This is a genomic window from Paenibacillus medicaginis (assembly GCF_042138635.1).
GTDB classification, from domain to species: domain Bacteria; phylum Bacillota; class Bacilli; order Paenibacillales; family Paenibacillaceae; genus Paenibacillus; species Paenibacillus medicaginis.
Genome location: NZ_JBHIRY010000010.1, coordinates 133521 through 154986 on the forward strand (window position 1 = coordinate 133521; position 21466 = coordinate 154986).

Here is a 21466-nt window from a genome sequence, read left to right on the forward strand (position 1 = left end):
CCCATAAATATGTTATTGTTGGTAGTGTACGATTATTTTGTTTGTTTGATCGATAAGGAAGGGAGGCGCGGATTCCCGAATCATTCAATCTGTATCAAGAGAGTAACTTCACTGCTTGTTGAAAAAAACAATATGATAAGCGGAGGTTAGGTTATGCTCAAAAAAATGAAGAAATATGGAGTTTGCAGCTTAGCACTTGTATTGCTGGCTTCTGTGGTCTTTACCGGATGGAGTACCCGCGCATCAGCAGCTGATTTCAGATCATTGCAGGCTTCGGAAATTGTGTCGGAGATGGGTGCAGGATGGAATTTGGGGAATCAGCTTGAAGCAACGGTAAACGGCATACCGAATGAGACAGCTTGGGGCAATCCTGTCGTTACCCCGGAACTGATCAAAAAGGTGAAGGCTGCGGGCTTCAAAACGATTCGAATCCCCGTTTCCTATTTCAATCATATTGGAAGCGCTCCCAATTATACCATTAACGCCGCATGGTTGAATCGAATCCAAACTGTGGTTGACTATGCTTACAATGAAGGCTTGTATGTCGTCATTAACATTCATGGCGATGGGTACAATTCCATGCCGGGTGGATGGTTGCTGGTGAATGGAAGCAATCAAGCTGCCATTAAGGAGAAGTATCAACGGGTTTGGCAGCAGATTGCTACCAAGTTCAGCAACTATAATGAGCGTCTTATTTTCGAATCCATGAACGAAGTGTTTGATGGGAGCTACGGCAATCCCAATCAGGCATATTACGTTAATCTGAACGCCTATAATCAAATCTTCGTGGATACTGTCCGGAAGACCGGTGGCAATAACAATTCCAGATGGTTGCTAATTCCGGGCTGGAATACCAATATTGATTATACTGCAGGTAATTATGGCTTCGTTCTTCCGACAGATAACTTCAGATCCTCAGCAATTCCTAGCTCGCAAAAGAGAATCATGATCTCGGCACACTATTACTCTCCTTGGGATTTTGCAGGTGAAGAATCCGGTACGATTACACAGTGGGGAGCAACTGCAACGAATCCTTCCAAAAAGTCTACTTGGGGACAAGAGGATTATCTGGATTCGCAATTCAAATCCATGTACGATAAGTTTGTAACTCAAGGCTATCCTGTTGTCATCGGTGAATTCGGCTCTATCGATAAAACGGCGTATGATTCAAGCAATCCTGTATATCGTCAAGCTTATGCCAAAGCTGTGACAGCAGCCGCGAAGAAATACAAAATGGTTCCAGTTTATTGGGACAATGGACATAACGGTCAGCATGGTTTCGCTTTGTTTGACCGTTCAAACTATACCGTTACCCAGCAAGGCATCATTAATGCCATCATGCAAGGTATGCAATAATCCAAACATTGCGGCAACTCCAGCAAACGGCGTGTTCCTGTAAAAGAGAGGGACATGCCGTTTCACTACATTACTTATATAGTGATGGACTGTTTGACGAAATATAATATCATTATGCATAGAGCATTTTGCTGCGAGGAGGAGGAATAAGAAGTGAACAATAACTTATTTTTGCCTGAAGCTAGGAATCGATTAATCTGGATGCACGAACCGGGCAACTGGGAATTCACGGCGAACGGGGAGCTAGTTGTCGATGCACCGCCCGAAGCCGATTTTTTTAAAGATCCGGGAGGCAAGCATGTAGTCCATTCAGCTCCATTTTTACATCTGAATGTTGATTCGACATTTGAACTTACTACACAAATTGAGGTGGACATGCGTCATATGTATGATTCGGGGTGCCTGATGCTAATGGCGGATGAAAACAACTGGGCAAAGCTGTGCTTCGAATCAAATGGCCAGTACCCAACAATAGTATCTGTAGTTACTCAAAACGGCTTTTCTGATGATTGTAATTCAGAGCAGGTCCATATAGAGCAGCCTTATTTGAGAATAACTAAGAGGGGAAGAGTTGTATCCTTCCTTTACTCCACAGATGGGGAGAGTTGGAAACTTATTCGTTATTTTGGTATGGAGGCACAAGGCCCGTTCATCGCAGGTGTTGTAGCTCAATCCCCGAAGGGTTCTGGCTGCAGAGTTAGTTTCAAATACTTGAATATTTCTGTCCCGGATGAAGAAAACCGCTTCTAGTTTAAGATCAAGGAGAGAGTTTGGAGAAATCATATTGCGAAGATCAAGAGGTGTTCTTATGTATATTTTAATTTTGGGTGCAACTGGACGAGTCGGGAGCCCTATCGTTACACACGCTCTTAAGGACGGGCATCATGTGACTGCGCTGGTTCGTCATCCGGAGAAAATCCGGGATCATGATAGAAACTTAACGGTTATTCAAGGTGATGTGCTGAATCAAGAGGATATTGTGCGTGCAATGCATGGAATGGATGTCGTAATTAGTGCACTGAACACAGATGGAACAACAACGATGTCCGAAAGTATGCCGTTCATCATCGAAGCAATGCATAACGAAGGTATACAACGAATGATCACTGTAGGAACTGCCGGTATCCTGCAAAGCAGATCCTTCCCGAATGTCCTGCGATACCAATCCAGCGAATCCAGGCGTAAGTCAACCCGTGCAGCAGAAGAACATCATCGAGTATATTCATTGCTCAAAGAATCAACTCTGGATTGGACCATAGTATGCCCTACATATTTGCCGGACGGAGAACGCTTGGGTAAATATCGGGTAGAGCGTGACGTTCTGCCTGAAGGTGGTGTTGAGATATCTGTTATGGATGCAGCAGAATTCACGTATCATCAAATTAAAGACAGCCATTACATCAAATCTCGAGTAGGTATTTCTTACTAAGGGTGGTATACATTTTATTGAGACCATCTGATATTTATGGTTATAAGGGTCCTTTCATATGGAAGGACCCTTATACATTACTACCTTCAATCTTTGTTATGAATCGAATCGGCTTGTTCAGCAGCCATGCTATCCATTATTCTTTGAGCGCACCGATCATAACGCCGTGCACAAAATATTTTTGCAAAAACGGATACAGGACCAGGATCGGCAATGTAGACACAATGATCGTGGCGTACTTTATCGTTATCCCGATATCCAGACGATCACCGGTCGCTGCTCCTGTCATCATACTATCTGTGCTGTTGGAAATCAGAATCTCCCTGAGCACCAGCTGCAGAGGGAACAATTCCCGGTCACGTAAATAAATCAATGCATTGAAATACGAATTCCAATGTCCGACGGCGTACCATAAAATCATGACGGCAATTACGGGCATGGAAAGGGGGATAATAATCCTGGTCAGAATAACCCAGTCATTCGCTCCATCGATGCGTGCGGATTCCTCCAAGCTTGCCGGAATGCCTTGAAATGCGGTCCGCATAATAATTAAATTGAACGAATTGATTGCTCCTGGTAAGAGAAGTGCCCAAGGCGTATTTAACATGCCAAGATTGTTAACCAGCAGGAAGGACGGAATAAGCCCCCCACTGAACACCATTGTGATCACGATCATGAGCATGATGTGGTTTTTGAAATAAACGTTACGACGAGAGAGAGCATAGGCACCGAGTGTTGTCATCATCAAATTGATGGCTGTACCTGCTGTGACATAGAAAAGCGTATTCCGGTAGCCGGTTGTAACCATGGGATTTTCCAGCACCGCTATATAGGCATCAAAACTAAATCCCTGTGGGTAGAACAGCATGCCGCGAAACTGGGCCATTTCTGCAGGATTGCTTAGCGATGCAAACAGGATATAAATAAATGGATAGAGTGTAACGAAGCAAAGTAACAGCATAAAACAGACATTAAACCATGAAAATACAGTTTCCCCCAGAGAACGTTTATATGTCATTTTTCACGATCCCCTTTACCACAGTCTATGTTCGCTTACTCGTTTGCTAATTGTATTAGCGACTATAAGCAAAATGAAGCTGATGACCGAATTGAATAAGCCTACTGCGGCGGAATACCCGAAATCCGCTCCAAGAATACCTTTTCTGTATACATAGGTTGAAATAACATCAGCTGTTTCGTAAGTAAGCGGGTTGTATAACAGAATGATTTTTTCACTTCCCACGGAAAGCATGGATCCTATATTAAGTATAAACAAGATGACAATGGTAGGCATAATGCCTGGTATCGTGACATGCAAAGTTTGCTTCCAACGCCCTGCACCATCAATACGAGCGGCATCGTACAGCGTAGGATCAATGGAGGACATTGCGGCGAGATAGATAATAGAACCCCAGCCAATTCCTTGCCAGATCCCGGAGGATACATAGATCGAGCGAAACCATCCCGGTTCTTGCAGGAATGCAATGGGTTCATATCCAAAAAAGCCGAGGATGTTATTCATCAGGCCATCGCGGGCAGCAAAGTCGACAAGCATTCCGGCTACTACCACGATTGAAATAAAATGAGGGAGATAACTAATCGTCTGTACGACTCGCTTGAAAATGATGAGACGAATCTCATTAAGCAATAGGGCCAGGATGATCGGGGCGGGAAATGCAAACAACAATTCATAAATACTGATCATTAAGGTATTTCGAAGCAGCCGCCAAAAGTAAGGGCTTTCAAAGAAGTTCTGAAAATGGGTGAAACCGACCCAAGGACTTTCCCACACACCATCTGCTATACCGTAATCCTTAAAAGCAATAAGCAGACCATACATAGGACCATAATGAAAAATGGCATAGTAAATCAAAACAGGAACAAGCATCAAATAAATATATCGATTACGAACCAAGTCCCGCTTGATGATACTCTTTTTGCTGTCCGCAGGTATTCTCACTGCTGCTTGCACAGAGTTTCTGTCTAAATCAGGCACGAATTCTCCCTCCCGGATGACCGGAATATGGCAAGCTGTCCCTTAGCCCATATTCCGGAATGGTTAGCAATACTTATCGGTTGTTGTATCTTTCTAAAGCTGCTTGCTGAATTTGGATCGCTTCCTCGATGCCCAAACCTTTTAACATTTCTACATAGTTATCGAAATGATCGAGCGGCTCGGTACCCATAATAAATTTCAGAATCATTTCGTCTTTAAATGTATTAACGTCAGTCATGATCGAGGAGTATCGGTTGCTATCTTCTGCAGAGATACTAACGGGAGGCATTCTTTTTTCCTGTGTAGTGTTAGACCACAGCTTCATGGCCTCTTTTTGTTCCGGCTTGGTCGTATACTGTTGCGAGTGACGTACATCCTGCACAAAAGGACCTGATGTCGCGCCCATAATATGCTTTCTGAAGGCTTGGGAAATCGGCAGCCCGTCAGGATTCTTCAAGATAGCATCCGTATACTGGGGCTGGCCGTCAACTAACGTGTAAGTTTCGCCTTCCTTTCCGAAGTTCATAATGAGTTTTCCTTCTTCACTGTACAGGTAATCCAGAAATTTTACAGTTCCAACAACGTTTTTGTTGCTACCGGTTATGGCTGCGAAGATACCGGTAACGGGATTATCCATATATCCGAACACCGGTTTTTCACCAGGCTTTAAAGTCGGATAGGGGGTTCCGACAATTTTGAAACCCGGTTGGCTTTGCGCCATTAAGTCCATGTATTTTCCGATTCCGCCATTGAGAAACAACACCGTCGAACCGACCTGATTACTCGTAATTTTTGCATCTTTAATTTTGCTATCTGTTGCCGCTGTCGCGAAGTCCTTGTCGAGCAGACCTTCGTTATACCATTGATTCATTGTGGTCAGGTATTGCTTGAAACCGGGTTCAATTGGCCCGTATTTGACAGTATCATTCTCTTGGTAGAAATCGTTAGGGATCCCGAAGGCACCGGCAAAAGCTAATTCTCCTGCCGGGATTAGAATCGGAATTTCGTCCGCTTCACCATTTCCGTTGGGATCCTGTTCTTTAAACGCTTTCAAAACGGTGTACCATTCATCAATGGTTGTGGGTACAGATAAATTCAATTTATCCAGCCAGTCTTTACGTATTGCGGGTCCCAGGAACACTTGCTGCGTGACATCCTCACGAATGAACGGGAAGCCTATGATATCGCCATCGTCGGTAGAAGCCATTTTTCTCCATTCCGGATGAGCGTCCAGCAGTTTCTTCAGGTTGGGCGCATGCTCCAAATAATCATTTAACGGGATGAGCTTCTCATCTCTGATCGCTTTCTGTGCTCCACCGGGGTAAGTGTTCCATCCATAATCGACAACATCAGGCAGCTTATTTGATGCTACCATCAAATTGAATTGTTCTCCGAGCTGGCCTTGTGCCGGATGCTGAAATTCTATTTCCACACCGGTTTTGGCTTCGATTTCCTGCCAGGCAGTAACTTCTCCATAACTCTTCATAATGGCGGCAGCATCTGGAAACAGTTCTACCCAATACGTTAACTTCGTTAGTGGTTGATTCTGCTCTGCTCCTGTTGATTCCGCTGATTCTGAACCGTCTCCACCGCACGCGGCCAGCGTAGTTGCTAACAGTCCCAAGATGATTGCATACTTGCTTATCTTTCTTATGTGCATGGACATGAACCCATCGTCCTCCTCATCTCCGTAATGATATTAAAATTTGGAATGACGGTTTTTCATCTGAAGGGGCTATCCTCATCGGGATAGCCCTTAGCGATCATTTCAGCGTGGAACCCCAGTCATATGGATCATTGTGACCGGTGTAAATGCCCTTGACCACGCGGTAGGCCAGCTTTGGTTTGCGGTATTCGTTGACCAGCCCTTTGTTATTGAAGGAGCGTGCCCGATCCCTGAAGTGGGGAAGATGGCTTTGCAGTTGGGCTCGGGTATCTGCAAACTGCCATACGTAAGTACCGCTAATCTTCGAATCGGACCGGAAGAGCTTCAGGGACTTGCCAAGTATATCAGCCTGGTAGTCCTCGCTGAATAGACGGGGTTCCCAGCCGGAATCTCCGTATACGCCTGCTCCGCCAAATTCGGTCATAAGCACCGGGGTGTCCTCGGCTCCATATTCCTTGCAGCGCTCATGAAAGACTTCGAGCATCTCTTCGAACTCGACATGTCCGAAATACCATCCGCCATAATAGTTAATTCCGATAACGTCGAATAGTCCAAGGCAGATATCTGTCATAGGGTGCATAGTGGCATAAGCCACCAGCCTGGATTGATCCTTGCTCCTAACGAGTTCTGTCATTTTTATGGACAGTTCATAGGCCTGCTTGGAGCGCGTATCAATCTCGTTATGAACAGACCAGAACAGGATCGAGGGATGGTGAAGATCCCGCTCGATCATCTCATCCATCATGGTCAGCGCGCGTTCTACGAAGAGCGGATCGTCCGTCTCACTAGCCGGAAATGCGGCGCCCCAGATCGGAATTTCGCTCCAGAAAAGTACGCCCCGCTCATCCAGCAGATCGAGCCAGTATTCACTCTGGGGATAATGTGACCCGCGCACGGTGTTACATCCCATCTGCAGGATAATGTCAAGTTCCTTGTTCATTAATTTGTTGGGAAAAGCGAAGCCCCATTCCGGATGTTCCTCATGACGGTTAACTCCCTGCAGGTAAAGCTCCTTGCCGTTCAGCAGAATCTTCTTGTTCCGGGTCTCCACGGTACGGAACCCGATGCGGTCTGTCCGATCGTCATGGCCGGTTACGGCTCTGATCATATAGAGAGCAGGATCTTCAGGTTCCCATCGCTGGAGATCCGACCAGGCTTGTTCCACGACTAGTTCCATGCTACCCTTGGCAGGAAGGTAAGCGTTATCATTTAGGAATATCTCATCGTTGCGATAGAGAGATACGGGTACCTCGACAGGCGCATCCGACATGGAGCGGAGCTTGAGCAGAACCCGGACATCAGCACTGGAATCTCCTGTCATGTCATACGTGATACGCATCCCCTCGATCCAGACATCAGACAAGCATTGAATCTCTACGGGCCGGATGATTCCGCCGTAATGAAACCAGTCCACAATATGGTAGGGTAAAGTGTTATGCCCCAGTGTGCTGTCTGTACGGACAACGAGTTCGTGAACTCCGGCAGTGACATTAGGAATCGTAAAGTCAAAAGGAGTAAATCCACCATAATGGTACCCCAGATGCTGTCCATCCCAGTACACATCGGCATGCCCCATCACGGCGTGGAACAGTAAACGCAGATGGCTGCTATCGTCAAGCGTTACCCAAGTGCGGTACCATGCTACGCCTTCATAGTCGTATTTACCGAGCTCGTTATTCCAACAAGCTGGCACGGGTATCCGATCGGGGTTAGAAGGAAAGTTCGTGTGCCACTCTTCAGTTAAACCCATATTGTCCTTGTCAAAAACGAAATCCCATAATCCGTCAAGCAATTGGCATTGCCTAAGTCGATGCTGCTGAAACGTTCGGATCATATTCATCATCTCCAATAATTTTGCGTAGATCATCTATAATGGATGGTCTGTATGTTCGGAGTTTAGCATCGTTAGCAATGAAGCGACAATGGTAAAAACAATCCTGTTCATTTATCATAAATGATACAAATTAGGATAAGGGGAAGATCTGATGGAGTATGCTTTGGGAAATATGGTGGTGCATATACATTGGGTACTCGCCAAGCCTGCGTTGCCAGGTTGGGAGGATATCCGGCAGACAGTATCCGGGCATACCTTTTATTACATTTACAGTGGCAAGGGTATTTTCCGTTGTGAGGAGAGGGACGTGGAAGTAGGAGGGGGCACATTGGTGTACCTTTGGCCCGGGTTGCCTCTCTATATGAAGTCATCCGAAGCGCATCCACTCCGAATGACGATGTTGCTCTTCGATTGCGCTTCGCTGAGGAAAAATGAGAATGAATGGGATGTCCCGGAGCCTATCGAACGGATGCGGCTGCCATTTCTGTTGCCTTTACAAAGTGAGCACATGAGCAAAATCGGGGAACTGTTCCGGGAAGCAGAAATGCAATGGGTACCTGGGGATTTTGTGCGGGAAGCCCGCGTGAAATCTGTCTGGTACCGCTTGGTGCAAGAGGGACACGAAGCAGCGGAAGCAGGGGGAAGACACAGCGGTGAGGAAGGAATAACAGCAGCGCTTCGCAGGTTCAAGGAGAAGCTGGATACTGGATTTGCCACCGAGTTTCGCATCACCGAGTTGGCGGAGCAGACTGGCTTCTCACCCGTTTATATACGCAGAACTTTCGCAGCCCGGTACGGGTGCAGTCCCAAGGAGTACCTGGATCAGCTTCGCAATGAGCACGCCGTCCGCCGACTCCGGTTCACAGGTGATTCCATCACAGATATAGCGAGAGCTTGTGGTTACTACGACGTCTACCAGTTCAGCAAAACGTTCAAGAAACGAAATGGTCTCTCTCCGACCGAATACCGCAGAATGCAAGGAGATTGATACTCGCTTAATCATGAACAGAAAATACTCCATCTTTATCCGCCAATGATGAATTGTATCGAAACGGGAAAAAAAGTAAATTATAAATTGAAAGCGCTATCATTTAGTCTGAATAGATGTACAGTATGGGTTTATCACAAAAGGAGGGGAGCGATTAGATCGAACAGCAGTGGTCAACAAGCAGCTTATACCTATTCTGATGGAGGTGCAAGGATGATAAAATTTGTCGGTGGTACCAGAAAAATCGTGACTATGTTTCTGCTAGTGATCGTACTTTGTGTGAACAGCGCGAATATAAGTCAAGCGGAATCCCCACAGGCTACAGTGCCCAGCGGCAGCCTTGTGAACAGTCTAAACCCCAATGAAGATTTTGTCCCTGTTGCAGTTACGATAGCGAATTATGATTTTGAAATTGCACAAGGCAGTAAACTTAAGGTTTGGCATGCCTCAGGGGATAAATCATCCTCACAGCAGGCGGCTTCAGGCTACAGCGGACAATACAGCCTGCAGCATGCCAATAGCAAGAAGAATTATCAAGTACGAACGGAGCAGATCCTGACTGGGCTGGACAACGGTTATTATACCCTGACCGGCTGGACGAAGAACAGTGGTGGACAAAGGGCGGCATATTTGTATGCAAAGGGAGCTGATAAGTCCGAATCACGAACAGCACTGCCGGTTTCTTCTCAATGGATCAAGGTAACCGTGAGAGGCATTCAGGTCAATGACGGCAAAATGACTGTAGGAATCTATTCTGATGCCAAAGCTGGGAATTGGCTGAATTTGGACTTTGTAGAATTTGTACATGACAATAGACCCTACAAGTTGCTTAAAGGTGGCGATGTATCTGAGTTAACACAAATAGAAGCCAAGGGCGGTAAGTTTTATGATCGGAAAGGGAAGCAAAAGGATCTGTTTCAAATATTGAAAGAGGAAGGACATGATATCGTCCGCCTGCGTTTATATAATGATCCTGGCAAAGGCAAGGGAGATAGGAAATACTACCGTTCCGCTGGCTTTATGGATAAACCAGATATTTTGAAGCTGGCTAAGCGTGCGAAAGCCGCAGGCTTGCAAATTCAGCTCTCCTTTCACTACAGCGATTATTGGACCAATGGTCTCCTGCAGATCATTCCGAACGAATGGCAAAAGCAAATCCAACATCTCACAACAGAACAGCAAAAGGTGGACAAGCTAAATCAGCTTCTATACGATTATACGACAGAGATCATGCAAGCGATGAAAGCTCAGGGAACTACACCAGGGTATGTATCCCTTGGCAATGAGATGCAGGGAGGGCTGCTCTACCCTTTTGGCAAAGTAGAAGATGTGACTTCAGAGAATTGGGATCATCTTGCCCGCTTCCTCCAATCGGGTTCCCAGGCAGTAAAGGCGGTATCACCGTCGACCAAGGTCATTATTCATCTGGATGATGCAGGGAATTACGATAAGTATTATGATTTTTTCGATCAGCTGAACCTGTATCAAGTCGATTATGATATTATCGGGCCTTCCTATTACCCGTTCTGGACGAAAAAAACGGTAAGCCAGCTGGTCGATTTCCTTAACGATATCGGTCAAAAATATGAGAAGGATATCATGATCATGGAAACCGGCTTTAATTGGAATCCTACGCTGCCGGATGATAGTGCTGGACAACTCGCAGACAATGGGCCTTACCCTGCCAGCATGAGCAGTCGGGAAGGGCAGCGGGATTTTATGTATGAACTGTTTAACGGCTTGAAGAGTGTAAATAACGGCAGAGTCATCGGCGACTTGTACTGGGACCCCATCATGATTCCAGCACCGGGATTGGGCTGGGCGATCAGGGAAGCAGACGATCTTCCGGATAAAAACGTTGTCTCCAATACCACGTTGTTTGACTTTGACGGCAGAGCCCTCCCCGTATTTGATGCCTATAGATACAATACAGAAGGCTTGCCATCAACTACGAAGCAGGAAAACGAACAGTAGAAGTATAGCGAATAAAGCCTGAGAGGCCATACAATACGGCTTTCCTGGCTTTATTCACCAATTCCATTGTAGCCCTTGTGCTGCAACTGGTGTTCGGCTACCCATTATCTCGGCCATGCCTACAAATTGTTTGGCCAAAAGGAAGAAGCTGCTTACCATTTTCTCTCTAAGTTTTGTTGACGAGTCTATGAATCTACTGTATTTTCATATAGTGTTACACATCATAAGTGGACATCCGTTTTCGAATGACGGTAATGTCCATTAAGTAGGGGATGAATCTCGGTTAGGCGAAGCCTAAATGCACTTGTCTGTTGTATATGGCTCGTGCTTTCCTAGTTGAATGATTGTGTGGTATGATGGGAATATATGTTCTTATTAAGGCGGTGACCCTTCATGCAAATCACGTATCAATTTCGCCTCTACCCGACCCCCGAACAGGAAGAAGGCATGATTCGAACGTTGATCTTGTGCCGAAAGCTGTACAATCGGGCGAAGGAGCAACGGGATACCGTCTACAACCAAGAGGGCACAACCGTCACCTACGCCATGCAGCAAAATGAATTGCCCGCCTTCAAGAAGGAATTTCCCGAATATAAAGAAGTTCATTCGCAAGTGTTACAAGATTGCCTGCGGCGTTTGGATGATGCCTATCAGCGGTTCTTTCGCGGCGATGCAGGTTTTCCTCATTATAAGTCAGCCGACCGATATCTCTCCTTTACATACCCTCAGCCTGGTGCGGTAGACAAGACTTTCGCCCGGAATGGATACGTCTATCTGTCCAAAATCGGCTTTGTTCGCCTGCGTGCACATCACGGCTGTTTCCGCCGTCTGGCCGGCTTCCGCTGCCTCTATGTTCACACCGATCCCCACGATCCATCCGTCTGCATGCCGTTTTACGTTGATTTGGGTCACATTCGCCCGGTCGAACGGAACCAGAAAGTGGTGCGGCAGCGCAAAGATTTCTTGCACAAGCAATCGCATCGCATCGTTCAGGGACATGACCTGATTGCGGTGGAGCAGCTGAAAGTGAAGAACATGATCTGTAACCGCCGTCTGTCCAAAAGCATCGCGGATGCCGGATGGCGGAGGTTCATCACGTATCTGTCGTATAAAGCGGCAAGACAGGGGAAGCGACTCGTAGAAGTGCCCGCCCACGGCACATCGCAAACCTGCATATGCGGTGCGGATGTTCCCAAAACGTTGGCGATCCGGCTTCATGAATGCGAAGCATGCGGACTGGTGCAGGACAGGGACATCGTTTCGGCCCAGGTCATTTTGCAGCGGGCTTTGGACATCGTAGCGTGATGGATCGAATACCGTAGGGAGGGTTTGCCCCGAACGGGATGCGTGCTGCATCGAACGCTTGTGGAGATCCAGTCAGACCTTTCCTACAGAAAGGCAGCGATTGTTGAAACAAGAAGCTCCCGCCTCTTCAGGCGGTGGGAACATTCACTAGAAGTGTATCTGCGAAATGAAAATTATGAAGTGTTCAAGTTTTACTCTGCAAAGGAAGCTCTTGCCTGCATTGAGACGACGGAGCTTGACTTTGCCATTCTGGACATTATGCTGCCGGACATCAATGGTTTCATGCTTTGCCAGAAAATACGGGGCTAACCTTGGGTGCCGACGACTACATCACAAAACCGTTCCGTCCACTGGAGATGGTAGCGCGTGCGAAAGCACAGTTGCGGCGCTACAAAAAATACAACACGCCACAGTCTGCCCTGTCACTGAGCCTGTAATCGTCCATTCAGGTTTGGTTATGGATGTAAGCACGCATGAGTGCCTACTGAATGAACAACCTCTTGAACTGACACCCACAGAATTTTCCATACTCCGCATTTTACTGGAGCGAAAGGGCGGAGTGGTAAGTGCCGAGGAGCTATTTCATGAGATTTGGAAGGACGAGTATTACAGCAAAAGCAACAATACGATCACCGTCCATATCCGTCACTTGCGTGAAAAAATGGGCGACACTGTAGAAAAGCCAAAGTATATCAAAACAGTATGGGGGGTCGGTTATAAAATTGAAAAGCAGTAAGAAGGGCAATTATGCAATGCTGAAGCGAAAAGCTTTTTTACAGATGCTGCTGTTACCGTCCTTATATTGCGGAATAATGAAGTCAACACGATGCCTGGTTGTACCTCTTACAGCCGCTATCCAAGAATGATGGCCGCCGCTGGCTTAACGCTTGCCGATGTGATTGAACGTATTGTCGCATTAGCGCTGGAGGAGTAAGGATATGAAAAAAGGATTTGTGTTCCTTGATGAAGTTCTCCCCGGAATTCGTTGGGATGCCAAGTATGCCACATGGGACAATTTCACCGGAAAACCGGTCGATGGTTATGAAGTCAATCGTATTGTTGGCACCCATGAATTGGCTGCCGCGCTGCATATGGCACAGGAGCAGGCAGCTATCCTTGGGTATGGCTTGCTTCTCTGGGACGGTTATCGTCCGCAACGCGCTGTGGATCGTTTTCTACAATGGTCTGAAGAGCCTGAAGATGGGCGTACAAAATCAAAACATTATCCTAATATCAACCGTTCCGAAATGATTCAGAAGGGTTACATAGCGACTCAATCGGGTCATAGCCGTGGTAGTGCAATTGATCTGACTCTTTATCGGTTGGATACCGGCGTTCTTGTTCCAATGGGAGGTGATTTTGATCTGATGGATGTCATCTCTCATCACGAAGCTAAGGGGATCACTGAAGCTGAAACTAAAAACCGCCGGTTATTGCGTTCGTTCATGGAGTCCAGCGGCTTTAACTCTTATGCTTGTGAATGGTGGCATTATACATTGAAGAATGAGCCGTATCCTAGCTCCTATTTTGATTTTCCTATTGAACCTTACGTAACGTAATGATTCATAATGAACGTGACGGCAGGACAAACTAAATTCAAAATCGGAGGAGAAACGAACATGAGAAAACTCGTATTGTTCATGCATGTATCGCTGGACGGGTATGCGTCGGATTCGAACGGAGGACTCGATTGGATTCCGTACAACGAGGAACTCGAAAAATACGCCGAGGAGGTCGTAGCCGGAGTCGGCTCTCCCGTTTACGGACGCACAACGTATCGACTGATGGAGAGCTACTGGCCCACGGTGCTGGACGATCCGAATGCATCGAAGCACAGTATGGAGCATGCCGAATGGCTGCAGGATGTTAAGAAGATCGTCATTTCCGGCACGATGGACAAGGCGGAATGGAACAATACGACGCTGATCAAGGACAATATCGCAGAGGAAATCAAGCTGCTCAAGGAGCAGCCCGGCAAAAATCTCGTGATCTTCGGCAGCCCGGGAGCGGCGAAGACGCTGCTCAAGCTCGGCCTGATCGACGAAATCCTGCTTACCATTTGTCCGGTCGTCCTGGGCAGCGGAAAATCGGTATTCGACGGCTGCGAGAAAATCAGGCTCAAGCTGCTATCCAGCCGAACGTTCCAGTCGGGTATTATCGCGGCCCGCTATGAGCTGGAGAAATAATTGAACACATGACGGCAGCCGGCCAACTACCGGTTGCCGTTTTTTCAACTAACATTTTTTTCGCAGGGACGAGTCAAATTATGCCGCTGGATGATCTGGTTGCCTCCGGGAAGCTTGATGTTTCCGATTTGGATGACAGTTCACGCGCGGCGGGCACGTTTGACGAAAAGCTCTACGGCATCGTTACTGGCGTGAATGCCCAATCCGTCATGTACAATCCCGAAATATTCGAGCAGACGGGCGTTCCAACGCTATCGGCTGGATATACGTACGAGGACCTCATTCAGACAGCGAGGGAGCTCAAAGAACAAATCAATCAGCCGGATTTTATACCGATCGGTTCTGGCGCGCTTGAACTGGCGACGATGGAGGAGATCACCTCGTCCTCCCAGGAGCTTGCTAAAATGTCCGAGGAGATGCTGCATTTTGTCAAGGACGTCAAGCTTTAAAGAAGCAGGAAGATGACTCAGTGGGACAACTGGGAACGATAGTTCAATTATGACATGCGGCGGCCGGCCACTCGATCGGTCGCCGTTCGTCGTTGAACGAAAGGACAGAATACAGTACCGTAACTGATACATTTTGGATTCCGAAACCGTCTTTATACTAAAAGAGCGAAAGGAGAATTGAAGATGAGGTTGTTTGAACTGTTGCTTTTTTTGTCAAACATCGCCTTATTTACATTAACAGTCCTGTTAAATAAAGGACGCCGCACAATTCCAGTATTCGTTGCAAGCGGGATTGCCACACTTTTGCTGGTCATTCACTGGACGGTGGAAGGCTACAGAGTTCAGCTATTTTTCCCATATTGCATCACGATCATTTTTTTAGCCATTTCAGGTTATAGCTATTTAAAAAAATCCGGCCCCCCAAAAATCCCGAGATTCATATGGGGATCAGCTTATACCGCTATAGCGATAATGATGATCGTAACAGCGGGGCTCATGTATGCTTTTCCTGTATTTAAACTCCCTGAACCGACAGGCGAATTTAAGGTTGGAACGCAAACTTTTCATTTCGTGGATACGAATAGGGAAGAGATTTTCGATGAAGCCCGAAATGGCAAGAGAGAATTGATGGTTCAGGTATGGTATCCGGCTCAAGCCGGCACCGGCAAGTACGCGCCCTTTGTTCCCGATCCTCAGATTTTGCCTTATATGGCCGCGGACTATGGCCTTCCCGGGTTTACTTTTCAACACCTGAAGTACGTATCCAGTCATGCTTATTCGGGGGCCGAAGTCTCTTCGGCACAGACTTCATACCCGCTGATCCTTGCCAATCCCGGCAACGGCTCTTCCAGGTTCCTTCACACGTCGCAAGCCGAAAATCTCGCGAGTCACGGATATATCGTGGCGGTGATCGACCACACCTACAATACATTCGCAACCGAGTTTCCGGACGGGCGAATCACGACCAGCACAACCAACGACTTATTCTCGCCGGGCCAAGATTACCGGACGAGTAGAGAAAATCGCGACAAGTTGGGAGAAGTTCTAACCGGCGATGTGGCGTTTGCGCTGGACCAATTCGAGCTCATCCAATCGGGACAGATTTCAAGTCATCTCAAAGGCAGGATTGATCTTCGTCATGTCGGGGTGTTCGGCCATTCCATCGGCGGAGCGACGGCCTATGACGCCTCTTACGATCCGCGAATCGCGGTTGGTATAGACCTTGATGGAGGGCTTTACCGACTGCGTGACAGAGAGGGTCTTCGAAAGCCATTTTTGTTCATCAACTCGGAAAGCTATTTCGAACAATTAAAAAGGGTGATGGATAACCGGGTATACACGGATGCAGAGCTTAACCGGATGGGCTCAACAAGAGAGTGGGAAGATCAAGTAACGGAAGATAAAAAGTTGGAGCTTGAACGGATGCGCGAAACGGTCGATGAAGGGGGATTAATCCTCTATATCGAAAATACGGAGCATTTAAATTTTGCCGACGTACAGTTCATTTCTCCGGTTTTCAACATGCTGGGCATTACAGGAAAGATTGCGCCCGAAAGAGCAAACTCCGTTATCAATGCCTATATGCTGGATTTCTTCGATATGTATTTGAAAAATCAAGGCGGAATCTTAATGAAAGGACCGGATAGCCGCTTTCCGGAGGTGAAGTTCGTAACCGCGTTATAAAGTACGGAGCAGGCTACCGGTTTTGATATGCTAATAAGAATGAAGAGACCATAGCTCGTCGCTATGGTCTCTACGAAATTCGCCTCACTCACTTCAACTGTCCGTCAACTTCTGCCACTGAAACGTTTGATTGCTTCCTCGGTCACCGGCGCGAAGAGGTTAACAAGATTGCCGTCGGGATCGCGAAACAGCACGGCACGGTTCCCCCACGGCATGGTGGTAGGTTCCTTTACCCACTCATCGACAAACGGCTTCAAGCGCTCGTATTCGGCATCGACATCGTGGACGTGGAACTCGATGATGACAGTGTGATTGCTGGCCGCCACTGCGGAACCAGCGCCGAACAGTTGCACCGTCTGGGAGTGGCCGATCGCCAGGGTGCACGATGGCATAACGAGTTCGGCAAAGACAGGCGCAGGGCGTTCCGCCGAAACACCCGTGATTTTCTCATAGAACTCGACGAGACGATCCACGTCATCCGTAATGATGCGTATAGAAGCAAAATTCACGAGATACCATCCTTCCTATAATAAGTGATACAATACCGTATCATATCATTTTGGGCCAAATACTTCATATTTACTCCTACTCCTTTACGATTACTTACTCCGACTATACAAAAACACTACTGACAACGGTATGTCAGTAGTGTTGTATCAAGTTTTCGTAAGTATTTATAGGGATATAGGTTCTTATTCGTCTTTGGACTCTAAGCAAAAATCTTTGTAATCTGGATTACAGAAGAGGAAATTATGGTGGTTTATGATGAATGAACACTCCGCTATAGGTTATGTTACACGAGGAACGATGATTGCGGAGAGTGGAGCGGTTGTCGTTCGCCACATGGAAAGGAGGGGCAAAATGTTACATGATGAGGCGATGGAAAACATATTTCGTTTGCCGCTCCGCGGTGCTCAGCATGAACGGCGGTGCATCTCCAGGGGGGCCAATGTACAGGCATCCCTGTCTTTTTTAGAACACTGCATCCCTCTCTGGGTTGTCTATTGTGCTTGTGCGTGTGCGTGTAAAAATATATTATATATATAAATCTTATCAAGTGAATTGGTGATGTGATAATAATGAACACGAATGACCGAATACCGTTATACCAACAAATTCAGGAATATATCCGCAAAATAATCATCACAGAGAAAATGAAGCCAGGTGATCGAATACCGACAGAGAAGGAGCTGATGAATCAATTTAACGTCAGTAAAATCACGGTTGTAAATGCCCTTACAGGTTTAGCTAATGAGAAGCTGATCGATCGTGTCCCTGGTAAAGGGAGTTTTGTCGCGGAAGAGACAGTCACAGCTATTACTAATTCTGAACCTCCGCTTACGAGTAGAAGGGGACTACATACGGGGATGATTGGGCTTATTATGCCCACGATCCACGATTACTTCGCGATCCGGCTGATTGAAGGGATTGAACAAGCGCTCAATCAGGAAGGTTACCGCAGCATGATCATGTTGACGGATGGCAAGAGCGAGAAAGAGAAGGCCGCAATCAAGGAGCTTAGAGCGCTTGGAGCAGAGGGACTACTGATCTTTCCTGTCGATGAAGAGAATTATAATGAGGAAATTCTCGGCATGAAGCTGTCTGGGTTCCCTTTCTTGCTGATTGACCGGTATTTGCCGGGGGTCGAAACCCATTATATCGCGGCAGATGGAAAACTGGGTGCAAAGCTGGCTGTTGAACATCTCTGGGAGCTGGGACACCGTGATATTGCCATCTGCTCGGATTCACCGCTGCAAACCGTCACGGTCCAGGACCGGATAGAAGGTTATATGGAAGCATTAAAAGATAAAGGGGCGCTTATTAATCCCGCCCATATGATTACGGATTTCAAGCCACTGACAGTTCTAAAGGACGCGGAGGACCATCCGCTGTATCGATATATCCGCAACAAAATGGTTACGGCTTATATATCCCTTAACGGCAGGCTTGGTGTACAGATCTTTCAAATGGCCAAACAAGCAGGGCTTCGTATTCCCGAAGACTTATCCATCGTAAGCTTTGATGATCCAACCTCTATCGTGGAAGAGTTCAGCATCTTCACTCACGTCAAGCAGTTCGAAAGGGATATGGGATTCCGCGCAGCCATCCAGCTTCTTGAAGTCATCCGCAGTAATGGAGATATTAAAGGGTTCAGCAAGACACTGATTGAGCCTGAACTTGTCATTAAACAAACATCAGGCACCAGTCCTTTGTCTTAAGTTGTGAGTATTGATATGAACGTCTTTTCCGAATTTACGGAAAAGACATTTTTATTTCTTCATAAAACATATTGAATATATTTTTAATGTATATTATATTTTGGTAAATGAGTCTCCTCACACAGTTAGGGAGGTTAAAGCTGGGATGCGAAACCGTAATGAAGAAAGAATTGGATTTCAGGAATCTGCCCCTTATCATCCCGATTATGATCTGCAGACAGACTTTGTCATGGTCTACGGGATTGACGAAACGATGCCTGAGCGTATTCAGGAATGGAAGGCAAAAGGATACATTGTTCATTTGATGACCGGGGTAGCGTGGGGGACTTATAACAGTTACTTAGACGGCGAAGTAGACGGGGAGACACATTGGGATGAAGCACAGACGGATCGGCATGGGGCGATGATTCTTCATGGAAAGAAGCCTGTTATCCCTTATATGGTACCTACCGTCTCTTTCGGCAGATTTCTCTCTGATCGAATTCGTTTAGCCGTTGATTCCGGCGTGGAAGCGATCCATTTGGAGGAACCTGAATTTTGGGTGAACGGCGGATACTCCGAATCCTTTAAAAGAGAGTGGCAGCTGTATTACAAAGAACCCTGGTGTCCGCCTCACGCTTCGCCGGACGCGCAGTATAGAGCCTCTAAATTGAAAGCGTTTTTATATACACGCGTATTAGATCGGTTATGTACCGAGATGAAAGATTATGCTCTCAAACGCTACAATCGCGTCCTTCGTTTTTACGTTCCAACACACAGTTTGATCAATTATACACAGTGGCGGATCGTTAGCCCCCAATCCCGCTTGATAGAACTTCCTTCTGTGGATGGATATATAGCACAAATTTGGACCGGGACGTCACGTACTCCCAACGTATATGAAGGCGTACGAAAGGAACGCACTTTTGAAACCGCATACCTGGAATATGGGGTGATGCAAGAGCTGGTAAGGGGAACAGACAGACGAATGTGGTTTCTTCATGATCCCATTGAAGACAATCCGAATCATACATGGGCCGATTATAAGCAGAATTATTTGAAAACGGTTGCAGCTTCACTACTCCATCCCGGAGTTGCTCATTATGAAGTCGCGCCATGGCCGCGAAGAATTTTTAAAGGGACTTATAAAGCGGATGAGGGGCAGGAAAAAGTGGGGATTCCCGCCGATTATGCAACGACGCTGCTGAACGTCATGCACACACTCGGGAACATGAACCAGGACAACATCGAAACAGAAGATGAGTCTCTTCAGGTCGGTGTATTCATTGCCGATTCGGCGATGTTTCAGCGCATGAAGCCGGAGCCGGAAGCACCCGATGCCGGAAAATATGACGGAACAGATCCAGAAGCATTCCATGAGGACGGGGATACGGAACTGCTCGATTTCTCTCCATTCTATGGACTTGCGCTGCCTTTACTTAAACATGGCATACCTGCGAGGCCTGTCCAGCTTGATAATGTGAGGCGATATCCGCATTACCTGGCCCCCTATCGTGTGCTTCTTTTGAGTTATGAGTTTATGAAGCCGGAGTACTCGGATATCCATTTTGCACTAGCCCAATGGGTACAGGATGGCGGGGCATTGGTCTATGTCGGTGATGACAGCGACCCCTATCACAACATTCGTGCATGGTGGAATGGCGACCTTCGCAGTGGAAGTCCAAATCAGGTTTATCACTCTCCTCGCGAGCACTTATTTGAACAGCTTGGTCTTAAAAAAAAACACCAGGGCATTCAGTACTCCGGTAAGGGATTGGTTAATTGGCTCTGTGTGCATCCGGCTGTCTGTTCTTCATCGAAGACTGGTGCAGATCAACTACGGCAGTCTGTAAGGGAAGCAGTGGACAAAATTTATGGTTCTCATGAATCCTGGAAATCAAAAAATTACTTTAAAATCAAGCGGGGTCCCTATATTATTGCATCCGTTCTGGAGGAGTCGGTATCGGAAGAAGCCTTGGTGATCCCTGGTCCAGTTGTTGACTTGTTTGATCCTGTCCTTCGCGTTCTGCAGGAAGTTCGTTTAGCTCCAGGAGAGCAGGCTCTGTTATATGATGTTACGGCTGGACGACCACAGCATGGCAAAGTAAAACTCATCTCTGCCTCCTCCAGAATAGAAAACTTAACGATAACAGATGCAGGTTTCCAATTTGTAGCCAAAGGTCCAGCCAACCTACAGGCAACTGCCAGACTATACTGCCCTGCCGAACCGGTATCGGTCTGCTGTATGGGCCGGGGAGAGGAAGCGGCTGCGGTATGGGAATGGGATCCGAAATCACAAACCGTACTTCTACGGTATGAGCATGGCAGCGAGAATAAAATCAAGGTCCAGGCAAGGTGGAGCAGTGAAACTCTAAAAGCCTGATGAACGGGAGGGAGTAAAA

Annotated in this window: 17 protein-coding genes and 2 pseudogenes; 14 read left to right on the forward strand and 5 right to left on the reverse strand. The window is 46.9% G+C overall.

Annotated features, from left to right (window positions below; translation table 11 throughout):
- Window positions 1–153 precede the first annotated feature (153 nt).
- The 3 genes from ACE5LO_RS12755 to ACE5LO_RS12765 all read left to right on the forward strand — a co-directional run bounded on the left by ACE5LO_RS12755 (window position 154) and on the right by ACE5LO_RS12765 (window position 2785).
- The gene (locus ACE5LO_RS12755; protein WP_375520401.1) at window positions 154–1356 is read left to right on the forward strand and encodes a glycoside hydrolase family 5 protein; all 1203 of its coding nucleotides are present in this window, start codon (window positions 154–156) and stop codon (window positions 1354–1356) included.
- Window positions 1357–1509: 153 nt separating this feature from the next.
- A complete protein-coding gene (locus tag ACE5LO_RS12760) occupies window positions 1510–2106 on the forward strand; it encodes a DUF1349 domain-containing protein (RefSeq protein ID WP_375520402.1) in 597 nt (198 codons plus the stop codon).
- A gap of 58 nt (window positions 2107–2164) precedes the next feature.
- Window positions 2165–2785: an NAD(P)-dependent oxidoreductase gene (locus ACE5LO_RS12765; RefSeq protein WP_375520403.1), complete on the forward strand. Its 621-nt coding sequence runs from the start codon at window positions 2165–2167 to the stop codon at window positions 2783–2785.
- A 136-nt stretch (window positions 2786–2921) separates the two neighbouring features.
- Here the strand turns inward: ACE5LO_RS12765 and ACE5LO_RS12770 are convergent, their stop codons facing one another.
- The 4 genes from ACE5LO_RS12770 to ACE5LO_RS12785 all read right to left on the reverse strand — a co-directional run bounded on the left by ACE5LO_RS12770 (window position 2922) and on the right by ACE5LO_RS12785 (window position 8281).
- On the reverse strand, window positions 2922–3803 hold the full coding sequence (locus ACE5LO_RS12770; protein ID WP_375520404.1) for a carbohydrate ABC transporter permease: 882 nt from the start codon (window positions 3801–3803) through the stop codon (window positions 2922–2924).
- A 15-nt stretch (window positions 3804–3818) separates the two neighbouring features.
- Window positions 3819–4781 (reverse strand): ABC transporter permease, encoded by a 963-nt coding sequence (locus tag ACE5LO_RS12775; protein ID WP_375520405.1) that lies wholly within the window; start codon window positions 4779–4781, stop codon window positions 3819–3821.
- 73 nt (window positions 4782–4854) lie between these two features.
- Entirely contained in the window at window positions 4855–6441 is a 1587-nt protein-coding gene (locus tag ACE5LO_RS12780; RefSeq protein ID WP_375520431.1) for an extracellular solute-binding protein, read from the reverse strand.
- Window positions 6442–6544: 103 nt separating this feature from the next.
- On the reverse strand, window positions 6545–8281 hold the full coding sequence (locus tag ACE5LO_RS12785; protein ID WP_375520406.1) for a glycoside hydrolase family 2 protein: 1737 nt from the start codon (window positions 8279–8281) through the stop codon (window positions 6545–6547).
- 151 nt (window positions 8282–8432) lie between these two features.
- Between ACE5LO_RS12785 and ACE5LO_RS12790 the strand changes: the two genes are divergently transcribed.
- From ACE5LO_RS12790 to ACE5LO_RS12830, 9 genes and pseudogenes are all read left to right on the forward strand, one after another.
- The gene (locus ACE5LO_RS12790; protein WP_375520407.1) at window positions 8433–9269 is read left to right on the forward strand and encodes an AraC family transcriptional regulator; all 837 of its coding nucleotides are present in this window, start codon (window positions 8433–8435) and stop codon (window positions 9267–9269) included.
- 213 nt (window positions 9270–9482) lie between these two features.
- Window positions 9483–11243, forward strand: a complete 1761-nt coding sequence (locus tag ACE5LO_RS12795) for a glycosyl hydrolase 53 family protein (RefSeq protein WP_375520408.1) — start codon at window positions 9483–9485, stop codon at window positions 11241–11243.
- Window positions 11244–11636: 393 nt separating this feature from the next.
- Complete coding sequence (locus tag ACE5LO_RS12800) at window positions 11637–12548, forward strand: RNA-guided endonuclease InsQ/TnpB family protein (RefSeq protein ID WP_375520409.1); 912 nt, start codon at window positions 11637–11639, stop codon at window positions 12546–12548.
- A gap of 99 nt (window positions 12549–12647) precedes the next feature.
- Window positions 12648–13284: pseudogene (locus ACE5LO_RS12805) on the forward strand (response regulator transcription factor).
- Between the two features lie 75 nt (window positions 13285–13359).
- Window positions 13360–13482, forward strand: a pseudogene (locus tag ACE5LO_RS12810) (D-alanine--(R)-lactate ligase VanF); the annotation flags it as partial.
- Between the two features lie 4 nt (window positions 13483–13486).
- Window positions 13487–14107, forward strand: coding sequence for a D-Ala-D-Ala dipeptidase VanX (vanX, locus tag ACE5LO_RS12815; protein ID WP_375520410.1), 621 nt, complete (start codon window positions 13487–13489; stop codon window positions 14105–14107).
- Window positions 14108–14167: 60 nt separating this feature from the next.
- A complete protein-coding gene (locus ACE5LO_RS12820; RefSeq protein WP_375520411.1) occupies window positions 14168–14734 on the forward strand; it encodes a dihydrofolate reductase family protein in 567 nt (188 codons plus the stop codon).
- Between the two features lie 80 nt (window positions 14735–14814).
- Window positions 14815–15183 carry a hypothetical protein gene (locus ACE5LO_RS12825; protein ID WP_375520412.1) on the forward strand — a complete coding sequence of 123 codons (369 nt, stop codon included), beginning with the start codon at window positions 14815–14817 and terminating at the stop codon, window positions 15181–15183.
- Window positions 15184–15366: 183 nt separating this feature from the next.
- Window positions 15367–16866, forward strand: a complete 1500-nt coding sequence (locus ACE5LO_RS12830; RefSeq protein WP_375520413.1) for an alpha/beta hydrolase family protein — start codon at window positions 15367–15369, stop codon at window positions 16864–16866.
- A 104-nt stretch (window positions 16867–16970) separates the two neighbouring features.
- Here the strand turns inward: ACE5LO_RS12830 and ACE5LO_RS12835 are convergent, their stop codons facing one another.
- Window positions 16971–17375: a VOC family protein gene (locus tag ACE5LO_RS12835; protein ID WP_375520414.1), complete on the reverse strand. Its 405-nt coding sequence runs from the start codon at window positions 17373–17375 to the stop codon at window positions 16971–16973.
- Between the two features lie 570 nt (window positions 17376–17945).
- Here ACE5LO_RS12835 and ACE5LO_RS12840 point away from each other — a divergent pair.
- Together ACE5LO_RS12840 and ACE5LO_RS12845 are read left to right on the forward strand one after the other, a co-directional pair.
- Window positions 17946–19085, forward strand: coding sequence for a GntR family transcriptional regulator (locus ACE5LO_RS12840; protein WP_375520415.1), 1140 nt, complete (start codon window positions 17946–17948; stop codon window positions 19083–19085).
- Between the two features lie 145 nt (window positions 19086–19230).
- Entirely contained in the window at window positions 19231–21447 is a 2217-nt protein-coding gene (locus tag ACE5LO_RS12845) for a hypothetical protein (protein WP_375520416.1), read from the forward strand.
- Window positions 21448–21466: the final 19 nt, after the last annotated feature.